The organism is Burkholderia sp. MSh2, from assembly GCF_000731655.1.
Classification (GTDB): Bacteria; Pseudomonadota; Gammaproteobacteria; order Burkholderiales; family Burkholderiaceae; genus Burkholderia; species Burkholderia paludis.
This window is the reverse complement of the sequence record NZ_JPGM01000023.1, coordinates 37664-50961: the sequence shown is the minus strand read 5'-3', so window position 1 is coordinate 50961 and position 13298 is coordinate 37664. Positions and strand designations below refer to the sequence as shown.

At 60.2% G+C, this 13298-nt stretch carries 15 protein-coding genes; all 15 read left to right on the top strand.

Features of this window, described 5'->3' with window-relative positions:
- Positions 1–5 precede the first annotated feature (5 nt).
- Positions 6–1301 (top strand): phage portal protein, encoded by a 1296-nt coding sequence (locus tag GQ57_RS15490; protein ID WP_034198303.1) that lies wholly within the window; start codon positions 6–8, stop codon positions 1299–1301.
- A complete protein-coding gene (locus tag GQ57_RS15485) occupies positions 1279–2118 on the top strand; it encodes a head maturation protease, ClpP-related (RefSeq protein ID WP_034198302.1) in 840 nt (279 codons plus the stop codon). Before GQ57_RS15490 ends, GQ57_RS15485 begins: the two co-directional genes overlap by 23 nt.
- 4 nt (positions 2119–2122) lie before the next feature.
- Positions 2123–3403, top strand: coding sequence for a phage major capsid protein (locus GQ57_RS15480; RefSeq protein WP_034198301.1), 1281 nt, complete (start codon positions 2123–2125; stop codon positions 3401–3403).
- Between the two features lie 76 nt (positions 3404–3479).
- The gene (locus GQ57_RS43355; protein WP_174923028.1) at positions 3480–3644 is read left to right on the top strand and encodes a hypothetical protein; all 165 of its coding nucleotides are present in this window, start codon (positions 3480–3482) and stop codon (positions 3642–3644) included.
- A gap of 3 nt (positions 3645–3647) precedes the next feature.
- Positions 3648–3989 carry a head-tail connector protein gene (locus GQ57_RS15475; RefSeq protein WP_034198300.1) on the top strand — a complete coding sequence of 114 codons (342 nt, stop codon included), beginning with the start codon at positions 3648–3650 and terminating at the stop codon, positions 3987–3989.
- 2 nt (positions 3990–3991) lie between these two features.
- A complete protein-coding gene (locus GQ57_RS15470; protein ID WP_034198299.1) occupies positions 3992–4321 on the top strand; it encodes a phage head closure protein in 330 nt (109 codons plus the stop codon).
- Entirely contained in the window at positions 4314–4736 is a 423-nt protein-coding gene (locus GQ57_RS39455; RefSeq protein ID WP_081896665.1) for an HK97-gp10 family putative phage morphogenesis protein, read from the top strand. The genes GQ57_RS15470 and GQ57_RS39455 overlap by 8 nt, the downstream gene beginning before the upstream one ends.
- Positions 4733–5077, top strand: a complete 345-nt coding sequence (locus GQ57_RS15465) for a hypothetical protein (protein WP_034198298.1) — start codon at positions 4733–4735, stop codon at positions 5075–5077. Before GQ57_RS39455 ends, GQ57_RS15465 begins: the two co-directional genes overlap by 4 nt.
- Positions 5078–5134: 57 nt before the next feature.
- Positions 5135–5599 (top strand): phage tail tube protein, encoded by a 465-nt coding sequence (locus tag GQ57_RS15460; protein ID WP_034198297.1) that lies wholly within the window; start codon positions 5135–5137, stop codon positions 5597–5599.
- Between the two features lie 27 nt (positions 5600–5626).
- The gene (locus tag GQ57_RS15455) at positions 5627–6094 is read left to right on the top strand and encodes a phage tail assembly chaperone (protein ID WP_034198296.1); all 468 of its coding nucleotides are present in this window, start codon (positions 5627–5629) and stop codon (positions 6092–6094) included.
- Positions 6091–6372: a phage tail assembly protein T gene (locus tag GQ57_RS15450; protein ID WP_034198295.1), complete on the top strand. Its 282-nt coding sequence runs from the start codon at positions 6091–6093 to the stop codon at positions 6370–6372. The genes GQ57_RS15455 and GQ57_RS15450 overlap by 4 nt, the downstream gene beginning before the upstream one ends.
- 13 nt (positions 6373–6385) lie before the next feature.
- Positions 6386–10525 carry a phage tail tape measure protein gene (locus GQ57_RS15445; protein ID WP_034198294.1) on the top strand — a complete coding sequence of 1380 codons (4140 nt, stop codon included), beginning with the start codon at positions 6386–6388 and terminating at the stop codon, positions 10523–10525.
- Positions 10525–10863 (top strand): phage tail protein, encoded by a 339-nt coding sequence (locus GQ57_RS15440; protein ID WP_034198293.1) that lies wholly within the window; start codon positions 10525–10527, stop codon positions 10861–10863. Before GQ57_RS15445 ends, GQ57_RS15440 begins: the two co-directional genes overlap by 1 nt.
- 8 nt (positions 10864–10871) lie before the next feature.
- Complete coding sequence (locus GQ57_RS43350) at positions 10872–12587, top strand: tail fiber domain-containing protein (RefSeq protein ID WP_200880661.1); 1716 nt, start codon at positions 10872–10874, stop codon at positions 12585–12587.
- Positions 12584–13267 carry a phage minor tail protein L gene (locus GQ57_RS15425; RefSeq protein ID WP_034198292.1) on the top strand — a complete coding sequence of 228 codons (684 nt, stop codon included), beginning with the start codon at positions 12584–12586 and terminating at the stop codon, positions 13265–13267. The genes GQ57_RS43350 and GQ57_RS15425 overlap by 4 nt, the downstream gene beginning before the upstream one ends.
- Positions 13268–13298: the final 31 nt, after the last annotated feature.

Sequence of the window (13298 nt, the reverse complement as noted above, 5' to 3'; positions counted from 1 at the left end):
TGTGAATGGGTTGGTTCGATTTCATCCGGCGCGGTAGCCCGCCGGAGGCCGACGCTCGTCTACACGTCGAGCCGTCGTATCAGGCGGCAGCTCAGGCGACATCTCTGCCAGGCGAGTCGTTCGATGGGCTCGATGATCCGCGACTGAAGGAGTACATCAGGCGCGGTGAACTGGATGGTGGCGCAGGACGAGAGTCTCGCGCACTGCGAAACATGGCGGTTTTGCGCTGTGTCTCGCTGATCTCGGGAACGATTGGCATGTTGCCGATGAATCTGATCAGCAGCGACGAAAGCAAGCAGGTGCAGGCGGATGATCCGGCACATCGCCTGCTGAAATACAAGCCGAACGATTGGCAAACGCCGATGGAGTTCAAGAGCCTGATGCAGCTGCGTGCGCTGCTCGATGGTCAGTCGATGGCGCGCGTGATCTGGTCCGGAAGTCGGCCGATTCGCATGATCCCGATGGATCGCGGATCGGCGAAGCCGCGGCTAACGTCTTCGTGGCAGATCGTCTACGACTACACCGCTCCGGGCGGTAATGCGGTCGAGTTGCCTGCACATGAGGTTTTCCACCTGCGTGACCTGTCTCTCGATGGGATCAACGGTATTTCGCGGGTGAAGCTGTCGCGCGATGCGCTGCAATTGGCTGAGCAGGCGGAACGAGCTGCATCGCGCACGTTTACAACCGGTGTCATGGCGGGCGGAGCGATCGAGGTTCCGAAGGAACTGTCCGACAACGCATACGGACGCATGAAAACGTCGATGCGAGTGAACCACAGCGGTTCGGAGAACGCTGGGAGTTGGATGCTTCTGGAGGAAGGCGCTACCGCGAAGCAGTTTTCGAATACAGCAGTGGCGTCGCAACAGATCGAGAACCGCAATCACCAGATCGAAGAAGTCGCGCGCATGTACGGCGTGCCGCGCCCGCTGCTGATGATGGACGACACCAGTTGGGGCAGCGGGATCGAGCAGCTTGCGATCTTTTTCATCCAATACGGGCTTTCGCACTGGTTCGTGTCGTGGGAACAGGCGGCGGCTCGGTCGTTCTTGCCGGAAAAGCAGTTGGGGCAGCGGCAATTCAAATTCAACGAGGGAGCATTGTTGCGAGGAACATTGAACGACCAGGCCGCCTTCTTCTCGAAGGCGCTCGGAGCCGGTGGCCAATCGCCTTGGATGAAGCAAAACGAAGTCCGCGAGACGCTTGATTTGCCTCGCGTCGACGATCCGGTTGCCGATCAGCTCCGGAATCCGATGACACAGAAACCGAAGGGAAACGGCGATGAGCCTCCTCAAACTGCCTGAAATTCGGGCCGATCATCGGCTCAATACGGCGCAATACGACGTGCGCCCGGACGCGTTGGAGCGATGGGAGCCAGGTGTGCATGCCGCGGCTGGCGACGACTCCGCGTCGATCTCGATCTACGACTCGATCGGGGACAACTGGGAGGGCACGGGCATCACGGCGAAGCGGATCAGCGCAGCGCTGCGCAACATTGGAGCGCGCGACCTTACGGTCAATGTGAACTCACCGGGCGGTGATTTTTTCGAAGGCGTCGCGATCTACAACCTGCTGCGCGAGCACAAGGCGAAGGTCACGGTAAATGTGATGGGCCTGGCCGCGTCGGCCGCGTCAGTGATTGCGATGGCGGGCGACGAGATTCTCATGGGTGACGGTGCGTTTCTGATGATCCACAACGCGTGGACGGTCGCGATCGGTAACCGACATGACATCGCGGCAGCGGCCGAGGTGCTGGCCCCTTTCGACGCCGCGATGGCGAAGGTCTATTCGCAGCGCGCGGGCATCACTCCGGCCGAGGCCGCGGCGTTGATGGACAAGGAAACGTGGATCGGCGCCGAGCAGGCCGTCGCCGACGGATTCGCGACCGGTCTGCTCGACGGTGCCAAGGTCGCCAAAGAAACGAACGCGAGCGGACGCAAAGCTCTCGCGCTCATCGAAGCGTCGATGGCGCGGGCCGGCTACTCACGCGGCGCACGTCGCGACGCTCTCAAAGCCCTATTTGACGGCACGCCGGGCGCTGCCGTCGAGAACGCCAAGCCGGGCGCTGGCGAAGACGTTGCAGCCTCGCTGCAGAACCTCATCAACGCTCTTCAAGGATAAATCCATGAGCAAGAAACAATTCCTGATCGCCGCGCTTGCGGCAACCATGGCAGGCACGGCTGGAGCGGTTCCCCGCGGTATCGTCGCGGTACGCGCAGATGCAGGTGGGGAAGTCAAAGCCCTTGTCGAGGGTGTCAATCGTGCCTTCGAGCTGTTCAAGGCCGAGCATACGAAACAGCTCGATGCGGTGAAGGCCGGTCTGCCGGCATCCGACATCACCGCAAAGGTCGAGAAGATCGGTGTGGATCTGGATGCGTTCCAGAAGGCGCTCGACGAACACAGCGTCAAGATGGCAGCGCTCGAAATGGGCGGTACCGGTGGCGCCAAGCTGCGCGATGCTGAATACACCGATGCGTTCAATGCGCACGTCAAGCGTGGCGACGTCAATGCGGCGCTGAACAAAGGGGCTGACGAGCAGGGCGGCTACCTGACGCCGATCGAATGGGATCGGACGATCACGAACAAACTCGTGCAGATCTCGCCGATGCGCCAGCTGTGCCAGGTGCAGTCGGTTTCGAAGGCCGGCTTTTCGAAGCTTTTCAACTTGGGCGGCACGGCGAGCGGCTGGGTTGGCGAGACGGACAATCGCCCGCAAACGAACACCGGCAAGTTCGCGTCGCTTACGTTCGGTCACGGCGAAATCTATGCGAACCCGGCTGCGACACAGCAACTGCTCGACGACAGCGAAATCGATCTCGAAGCGTGGCTCTCGGGCGAAGTGAACACCGAGTTTTCGAAGCAGGAAGGCCCGGCATTCGTTGCGGGTGACGGCGAGAAAAAGCCGTTCGGTCTTCTGACTTACGTGGACGGCGGCGCGAATGCGAAGAAGCATCCGTTTGGCTCGATCGGCGTGGTGAACAGTGGTGCCGCTGCCGGCATCGCGTCGGACGGCATTATCGACCTGATCTACGATCTACCGAGCGCATTTGCTGGCAATGCGCGGTTCACGATGAACCGCAACACGCTCGGGAAGGTTCGCAAGCTGAAGGACGGTCAAGGCAACTACCTGTGGCAACCGTCGTATGTCGCGGGCCAGCCGTCGACGCTCTCGGGCTACCCCATCACGGAAGTGCCAGACATGCCGGATGTTGCCGCGAATTCGACGCCGATTCTGTTCGGTGACTTCAATCAGACGTATCTGATCATCGATCGCATCGGCGTTCGCATGCTGCGTGATCCGTACACGCAAAAGCCGTATGTGCTGTTCTACACGACCAAGCGTGTTGGTGGAGGTTTGCTGAATCCGGAGCCGATGCGCGCGATGAAGGTCGCGGCAGGCGCGTAAGCAGTCGATCGGAAGGAATCAGGGTTCGAGGGGCGTCTATCGGCGCCCCTTTTCTTTTTTCTACTGGAGGAATCGTATGGCGACTCTCATCAAGCCGTTCAAGGGGGTGAAGAACGGCGAAATCTATCCGACCGTGTTCGAGGTCGGTGACGAGTGCCCGGAAGAACTCGAAGACGGCGCCCGTGCACTCGGTGCGCTGGAAGGTTCGGAAGAGAAGAAGCCGGCCGCGCCGAAGAAGTAAGCGATGGCGCTCGTCGAACTGAAACTGGCGCTCGGCTTTGTGCGTGCTAACCCAGGCGTCGAGGATGACGTCGTGCAGGTTCTGCTCGATGGGGCGACACAGTCGGCAATCGATTACCTGAATCGGCAGGTGTTCGAAACAGGAGAGTTGATGGCCGCTGCGATTGCTGCCGAAACCGCTGGCGAAAACCCGATGGTTGTCAATGCCGCGATTCGCGCTGCGATCCTGAAGATCACGGCCGAGCTTTACGCGAATCGAGAAGACACGGCGTTCGGACCGGTTATGGACCTTCCGCTTAACGCACGAACACTGCTGCGACCGCATCGAATCATTCCGGGGGTATAGGCGTGCTGCGTTCAAGCGATCTAACCGAGCGCATTGTCATCGAGCGTAGGAGCGGCAGGACAAACGAGAACGACGAACCGTTGCCTGATGACTGGGTGAAGCACGACGACGCTTGGGCGAATGTCCTTTTCGTCAGCGGCAAAGAACAGGTCGTTTCTGGCGCCGTGCGCAGTTCTGCAGTGGCGAGTGTGCGTGTCCGGTTCCGGACGGACATCGATAGCGAAATGCGAATTCTCTACGACGGCAAGTTTTACGACATCGTCTCGGTGTTACCGAATCGTCGAAAAGGCAGCCTCGATTTGTCCGTGAAGGTAGGGGAGAAGTATGTCTAGCGTTCAAATTCTGGGTCTGGCAGACCTGCAGGCCGATTTCTTGAAGCTTGCAAAGGCACAGTCCACAAAGGCGCTCAGGCGCGCGACTGTGGCAGGCGCAAACGTGATCCGCAACGAGGCTCGAGGGCGGGCACCGAAGAAGACTGGCAAGTTGCGCCGAAACATCGTGTCGGCAGCTCTTCGTCAGAAAGACGCACCTGGAGTTGCCACGGCTGGTGTCCGCGTCCGATCGAAGGGAAACGCCGACTCGCCGAGCAACGCGTTTTACTGGCGTTTTGTGGAACTTGGTACGCAGCATATGAAGGCGGAACCATTCATACGGCCGGCGTTCGATGCATCCCTTTCACAAGCCGAGGGCGCGATTCGAACCGAGATCGTGCGCGCAATCGATAGGGTAATTGGGGGCGGGAATTGAGCACGTTGATTATTCGAGATGCGATCGGCGCGATAGGTACGGCGAAGGGCTATGTCACCGTCGCACCTTCCACATCGAAGTCTCCGTATTACGTTGTTTCTCGCGTGAGCGGAGCGCTCGATATGGCAATCGGCGGGGCGACGGGAGGTAAGTCTGGTGCTTTCCAGATCGACGTGTACGCGAAAACCTACACCGATGCAGATGCACTCGCCGACCAGGTGATCGACCGCGCGTCGACGAGCGGGAAGTTCTCTGTTGGTGGTGTTGATGAACTTCCTGACGACTTTTCGAGCGAAACCGGGGATTTCCGGGTGAGTCTCGAAATCTCCGTGCAGTTTTGACGGATTTCGATGTGTGTTTGGCCCGCCGAGTGCGGGCCTTTTTCATTTGAAGGGCATATGGCCGAGAAAAGTAAGCGCACCAAGGCGCAAGGTACGAAAGTCGAAGTTTCGAAAACCATTTCGACGGATATCGATGACGTAGCGCTCGTCTTTGTTGACCTCGATACGACGGGCAAGACGTTCCAGTGGCAGGGCGGTCAATCTTCAGAAATCGACGCGACTACGCTGGCGAGCGAGGAGAAAGAGTTCGAACTGGGGTTACCGGATCCGGGCGAATTCTCGGTCGACGGCAATTTTTCGTCGACCGACGAGGGGCAGGGCATTCTTCGTGCAGCTCGCTCGACCGGCGAAAAGCGCGTTTTCCGGGCGACGTTTGTCGACGGCTCGAAGTTCCTGTTCGTCGGCATGGTGCGTCAGTACACGTGGTCGGCCGGTGTCGATGGCCTCGTCGCGGCGACGTTCAGTGTGCGTGTCAGTGGCGCGCCGAAGCTGATTCCGCCTCCTGCTCATCCGGCAGGCTAATCGATGAGGCGAACAACAGGAAACGAAATGACGAAGACTCCTACGAAAGTCGGCACGATTCGCGCTGCAATTCTCAACCCGCTGGCTGGCTGGCGACATGAATTCGTTCCGATGCCGGAATGGGGCGGTGAAACCGTGGCGGTGCGGGAGCCGCTTCTCGAAGACCGGGCATTCTGGCTTGAGCCGTTGCGCCTCGCGGCCGGCGTTGAACCGGGTGACGACGAAGCGACGGCCCGAGCGAAGTATGCGCGTGTCAGTGCGGAAGAGCACAAGCTGGCATCCGCACGCCTGTTTGTCCGCGTTCTGTATGTCGAGACGTCAGCCGGTTGGCGTCGCGAGTTCGAGGACGGCGAAGCCACGGAGGTCGCGTCTGCATATGGTGCCGCGCATGATCGCATCGTCAATAAGGCGATCGAACTCGGCAACCTGAAGGCCGACGCAGAAGACGACGGAAAAAAGCCCTCCGCCGAAACCCCGATCTCCGACTCGAATTGACGCTGGCGCTGCGGCTCGGCAGGACACTTGCCGAACTGCGTGCGCAGATGTCGTCGGCCGAGTTCGCGTTATGGCAGGCACTGGATGCCGAGTCGCCGATCAGCGATGACCGCTTTGACCTGCACGCGGCGATGGTTGCATCGGCGGTGTTCCAGGCGCAGGGCGCAAAGGTGAAGGTCTCCGACATGCTGCCGAGCTGGGGTGGCAGTGAGACGGGGGCGGCTCAAGAGGTTACGGACGATCCGTTCTTCATGGGCCTCATGAGCATGGCAAAGTAGGCGAGAAATTAATATGGCAACGAGTCTGCGCGAACTGATCGTCAGCGTTACTGCAAATACGACCCAGTACGATCGACGCATGCAGCAGCTTGGGTCGACGGCAAGCGGCTATTTCAATGCGGTCCGAGATGGAGGTCGGGCCGCTGACGCTGCGTTTGCGTCGAATGCGTCGAGCGTGCAGGTGACGGTGCGGGCTATCGAGGCTGCGCGCGGTTCGATTCGGGGATATGCCGAGGCGGCCGCTGCGGCATTCGGTGTGCACCAATTGATCGAGTATGCCGACGAATGGACGAACCTGAGCAACCGGCTCAAGATCGTTACGCGGGATCAGATCGATTTCGCGGTCGCGCAAAACGATGTGCTGCGGATCGCACAGGCGACGCGCCAGCCGCTCGACGCTACGGCCGAGCTGTATCAGCGTATCGCGAACAACACGTCGCACCTGGGTCTGTCGATAAAGCAGGTCGGGCCGCTGGTCGAAACGATCAGTAAGGCTGTTGCGCTTTCTGGTGTTTCTGCAGACACGGCACGTCTCGGCATTGTGCAGTTGGGGCAAGCATTCGCGGCTGGCCAACTCCGAGGGCAGGACCTGAAAAGCGTTCTAGAGGAACTCCCTGGGGTTGCAGATGCGATCGCACGAGGCATGGGCAAAGGCGCGTCCGAGCTTAAGGCGCTGGCCGAGGACGGCAAGCTGACCGTTGAGAACCTCGTCGACGCGCTGAAGAGCGCAGGTTCAAGCACAGACGCGTTGTTCGGAAAGGTCGACATGACTGTCGGCCAGGCGATGACTCGCCTGCAAACGGAAATTGTCGCCTACGTCGGGCACGCGAACGAGGCGACGGGCGCGAGCGCGAAGCTGGCGCAGAGCGTGGTTTACGTGGCTGATCACCTCGACGAGATCGTAGCGATCAGCGCTTCGCTCGCTGCCGGCCGGCTCGGGGTCTATTTCGCGGCAACTGCGGTGGCGGTCGGCAAGTCGGTTATCGCGTGGAATGCTGAGCGGCAGGCACTGCTTGCCAAAGCACAGGCGGAAAACGCGGCGGCGCTTGTGACGATCGCGAGGGCGCAAAGCGATCGCGATGCGGCGGCCGCGAAGCTGCAGAATGCGCAGGCGGCGGAGGTTGCTGCGGCAGCTGAACTGGCAGGGATGCGCGCGATGCGGGAAAGCCTCGCGATGCAGTCAGCGTTGACGGCCGGTTCGATCCAGTACACGCAGGCGAAGCTTGCCGAGGCGCGCGCGATCGAGGCGAGTGCGGTCGCGCAGGTGGCGACGGCGCGGTCGAGCCTCTCGAACAGTCAGGAGATCGGCACGCGGATCGCTGGAACGCCGTACGCGGCGATTATCGCGCGCGAGACAGCGGCGGCGCAGCGCGAACTGGAGCGCGCCGAGGCATCCCTCGCGCTGGCGCAGCAGCGCCGCGTAGCGCTGGAGGCTGCGGCGGCCAAGGGTACGGTCGACCAGACGCGCTACGCGGCGGCGCTGGTTGAAACCGAGAAGGGGCTCGCAGCCGCCGAGCGCGAGGTAGCTGCGGCGACGCTGGCCCGCGAGCGGGCCGAGCGCGGGGCGACTGCGGCGACCGCTGGCTTGGCTGCGGCGACAGAGCGTGCGGCAGTGGCGCAAACCGCAGCCGCACGCGCGGGCTCGATGATGCGCACGGTCGGTTCCGGGTTGCTTTCGGTCATGGGCGGCCTGCCCGGCATCATCGCGACGGTCGGCACGGTGGCGCTCGGCGCTGCGGTGAACTGGCTGGTATTCCGCGATCACGCTAGCAGTGCGACGTCGAGTCTGATCGATATGCAGGCGCCGCTTGACCAGATTATCGAGAAGTATCGGCAACTCACGCCGATGTTGCAGGAGGTTGAGCGGCAGCGTGCGAAGCAGGCACAGGGCGCGGCGGCCAATGATGTTGCAGATGCTTACGGAAGCTTGAAGATTCAGGCTTACCAAAGCATCACGACGCCAGGATTCGACGGTGCTCCGCCGATCGTCAACGGGGAGTATCAGGAGGCGTATGACCGTCTGAAAGAGAGTCTGGATCGCGTTCAATCGACGAATCTCGGTGTCGAAGAGAAGTCGCGCGAGATTCAAGCGCTGATCGGCAATTTCGTTGACGCGACGCATGGGGGCGATGAGCTTCGATCCTCGCTCATCCAAACTGCGACAGCTATCGATACGGCTGGCGCTTCGGCCGACAAGGCTGCGCAAGCTTACGCCGCAATGGGGGCTAATAGCCGGGATGCGAACGAAGGCGTCAGGCTGCTGACCGAGGCGAACAACTTCTTTGCCGGAGGTATGGCACAGGAGGGATGGGATAAGTACATCCAGAAGTTGAACGAGGCTTCTGCTGTAATTGGTATGACCGCTCAACAACGCGCCGAGTACGAAGCAAAAGGAAAAAGTGCGAATGCGGCCGAAGCCCGACAAGCTGGTCTGATTGTTGGCCGAGCAGATGCTTACAAATCGCTCGAAAAAGCGATTCAGGACAAGGACTCGAAGGCCGAGTCCGGTGCTCGAACGAACATCGATAATTTGACGCGCGAGCTCGCGTTGATGAATCAGCAGATGGTCGTAGCGGGTGCGTTAGCGAGCTTCCAGAATGCGATTAACACAAAGAACTTTGGAAAATTCGCAAAATACGGATTTGACGAGAAGTCTGGCGATCCTGAGCTTGCGGCAATGGTGGCCCGAGCTGAAGCAACCGCAAGCGGCAAGAAGGCTTACGACGAAACGGTAGCAGAATCAGCCGCGCAGGTCGCCCGCATCGGCGTCAACGCTCCGGGGTTGAAGAAGTCATCGGGGCATCGAGCGGGAAGCGGTTCAACCACAGAAGCCGATCGGCTTCTCGAAAATATCCGGCAGCGCACGGCTCAACTGAACGTTGAGGCAGTTGCGACGGACAAGCTCACGCAGTCCGAGAAGGATTTGCTTGCCTTCGATCAGAAGATCACGGATCTGCGTGCTAAGCGAGCCAAGCTTAGTGACGGTGACAAAAGCCTACTGCGACGAGAGCAGGAGATTCGAGCCGGATACGAACTGAATGCTCAGAAGGAAAAGGAGGTCCGCTATAACGAGTCGATCAACAAGCTGAAAGAGCGGAGCGCGCAGATCGATGCCGAAATGGCGGATTACGCGAAGGAGAGAGCGCGCGAAGCTCAGCGGAACCTCGATGCAATGTCGCAGGGTGACAATGAGCGCGCATTGAATCAGTCGCTTGACCGAGTAGGCGACGAATTTCGCCGGCGCCGTGATGAGTTGGCGAAGGGTGCGCGGAAGGATGGCACGCTCAACTCGCCCCAGTACCTTGAGGCGATTTACAAAATCGATCAGGCGCAAGCCGAGCAAGAAGAAAAGGAGCGCGGGTATCACGCGGCGGAATTGGCTCGGCAGGCCGACTGGAAAACCGGGGCGAAGCGCGCGATGGCGCTGTATCAGGAGTCGGCGGAAAACGCGGCTGGTCGTGCGGAGGAGGCGTTTTCGAGTTCGTTCCGCAGCATAGAGGACGCGCTTACTTCGTTCGTGTCGACCGGCAAGCTCGATTTTCGCGGGCTCGTCAACAGCATGATCGCGGATTTGGCGCGGTTCGCTGCGCGCGCGGCGATGGCGCCGGTGTTTAGCGCGCTCGGCTCGACGCTTGGGTTGGGCGCGGCCAGTACGGACGGATTTAGTTCGTCGTCGTTGCTCGGCGGATTGGCGGGGGGCTTGTCCGACATGTTCGGAGGCGGGGGCGGCAAGGCGTACGGCTTCCACCTCGCGACTGGCGGGCAGGTCGCTGGTCCGGGTACGTCGACGAGCGACAGCATTCCGGCGTGGCTCTCCAACGAGGAGTTCGTGGTGAAGGCTGCGGCGGTGCGCAAGCCGGGTGTGCTGCGCCTGCTCGAAGCGATCAACAGCGGACAGGATCTCGGCTTCGCGAAGTTTGCGAATGGTGGACTTGTCGGCGGTGGCTCGGCTGGTGGTGGGGTGCTGGGAGCTCAGGGCGGTGGGATAGAGCTGAATATTCCGGTGACGATCGACGGTGGAGCAGGCAACGCGTCGCAGATGATGGCGAGTGCCGAATTCGTGAAGAAGCTTACGCAGATGGTGCAGGGGCTGATCGCGGTCGAAAGCCGTCAGGGCGGAGCGCTTTGGAAATTGAAAAACGGGATTGGGTGATGACGGACACCTTTATTTGGTCGCCGACCGTCGAGGGATTCGGTGGCGATACGACACTGCGTGTACGAAAAGCAGGTTTCGGCGAAGGGTACACGCAGCGCGCGGCCGACGGCCTCAACAACCGGCAGACGCCATACAACCTTCGATTCGTGGGCAAGGCCGACAAGATCTCGGCGATCCTCGCGTTCCTCGACGCGCATGCCGGCGCGGTGTCATTCTTCTGGACACCCCCGCTTCGGCCGCAAGCGCGATTCGTATGTGAGAAGTACACGGAACCGGTAAAGAGCGGGAGCGTGTACACGATCACTGCACAGTTTGAGCAGACATTTGCACCATAGGGTTAGATATGCCAAAACTTCAGAAAGCGAACCTCGGTGTGCCGCCGAGCGGTAGCGGGGGCGACGATCAGCGGACGGCCAACCTGCGGTTCAACGAGAACGCGGACATATTGAATGCTTGTGTTGCGCTCGGCTATTCGTTTCTCACCGACAATACGACGATTCGTCCTGATCAGGTTGGTGCGCGCTACGGGGTAAGCATGGGCGTCGCTGGCAAGGGCTTGACATTGCCCCTTGTGTCATCTGTCAGTGTGAATGCGTGCGTCCACGTTTTCAATGTGGGGCCGCCGATAACCATTGCAACGCAGGGCAAAGACGGCACCCAGATCCGCAGTCTCAATACTGGAGATTGGGCGACATACAGTGCAGACGGGGAGTCATTTTGGAATGTTGTCGCACGTGGTCGAATGTTTCCAGATGAGGTCGTAAGCGGATTCCTCACGGTAGCCAATGGGCTTACGGTTGGAGGGGATGTAGTTGTAAAGGGCGGCGTTGCAGCCAGCGGCAAGCTTATCGGCGTGAATGGTGCGAACCTGCTCCTCAATGGCTCTGGGGAGCTTGGCAACGTTCCCGGTGGGTGGGGAGGTGGCTGGCTTACTGCGGCTAACTGGGCCACGACGGGGGACTACTTCGCGAACTCGGCTCCGATTAATTCGGTTTCGTACGCCGGATGTAATCCCATCGCAATGCCACCTGGAGTGACGCTGACACTTTCCGGCGAAATCTACGCCGGCGGCGTTACAGCCGGTTCAGTGTGGTTTAGGCTTGTTTTTCTGAGCGCCTCAAAGAGCGCCATTGGCGTCTCACCAAATATCGCAGCGACCAACGGTGCAGATTGGACGTTCCGATCGAATTCGATGAATACGCCGGCCGGTACGGCGTATGTATATGTGCAACTTGGAATTGAAGGCACCTCGCCAGCCGTGGCCGCAGGCGGGGTGGCATGGCGACGCCTCAAGCTCGAATACGGTGCGACACCATCCCTGTATTCCCAAGAAGCGAGCATAGCCTATCTGAGTGGGGCGCCTGCGTTTTCTGGTCGGCCGACGTTCGCTGGTAAAGTCCCGTACGACACGGGGAATTTCGATCCATCGAAGTATGCGCCCCTCTCCGGTGCGGTGTTCGCGAACACTGTCTCAATTCGAAGTGGTGCGGGGCAGTTCAGGGGAACAGCGACGGCAATCTCCGGCACGTCAACGGGCTCGGTGAATGACGGAATTCAGTTCAGCTCTGTCCATGGGCCATTTGACCGCGAAGCATTCTTCGCGGTGCGTGAGTATTACAACCAGTCTACGAATGGGTTGATCGCGGTTCGGGCCGGGACGGAATGGCGCACATTCCTGTTCAGGATGGACGGTAACGCGTACTGCGAAGGGAACTGGAGCAACGGTTCGGATGAGCGGGTCAAGACGAATATTGCGCCGATCGATGACGCTTTGTCGAAAATGCGCGTGATTCGGGGATGCACCTGGGATCGCCTGGATGGCGTGGCGGGCGGTATTGGATTCATTGCCCAGGATGTGCAGAAGGTGTTTCCTCAGCATGTTCACGTTGCATCCCCTACCCGTACGCTTACTGACGGCACGACTATCAAGGACTTCCTGTCACTGGATACGGGTGGGATTGCCGCGGCGTTGCACCATCAAGCAATTCTCGAATTGATGGACGAACTCGAATCCATGCGAACACGGATTCGGGTGCTCGAATCGAAGGTGTCGGCATGACGATTACCGCCGACATTCAGCAGCTCGAACCTGGCCGACGCTTGGAATTTCTCGAGGTCGACTGTTCGGAGATCGGCGGAGACGTGTTGCGCTTTCACGGGCACCTGCAGTCGACGTCGATTATTTGGCAGGGGAGGGAATACAGGCCGTGGCCAATTCAGGCTGCCGGCTTTGAGCGGACGTCGGATGCTCGACAGCCGGCGCCGACGCTTACTGTCGGAGACATCAACGGCACGATCACGGCGCTGTGTGTCGCGCTCGATGATCTTGTCGGCGCTAAGGTGTTTCGCCGGCGGACGCTGGCGAAATACCTCGACGCGGTGAATTTTCCCGACGGCAACCCGACCGCGGACCCGAATGAGCAATGGCCGCCTGAGCAGTGGCGAATCGAGCAGAAGAGTGACGAGCAGCCCGGCGTGCAGGTGGAATTCACGCTGTCGTCGCCGCTTGACTTCGGCGGGCAGCAGGTGCCGGCGCGCCAGATCGTCGGCCCGTGCCAGTGGCGCTATCGAGGGCCCGAGTGTGGATATGTCGGCGTGGTGTACTTCGACAAGAACGACAGGCCGGTGAGCGATCCGGCACTCGATCGCTGCAGCATGAAAATCAGCGGGTGTGAATGCCGGTTTGGCGTGAACAACCCGTTGCCGCACGGCGGCTTTTTGTGCGACACGCTCGCATAGGCCGTCGACCAACATCCCTTTATGGACCCGC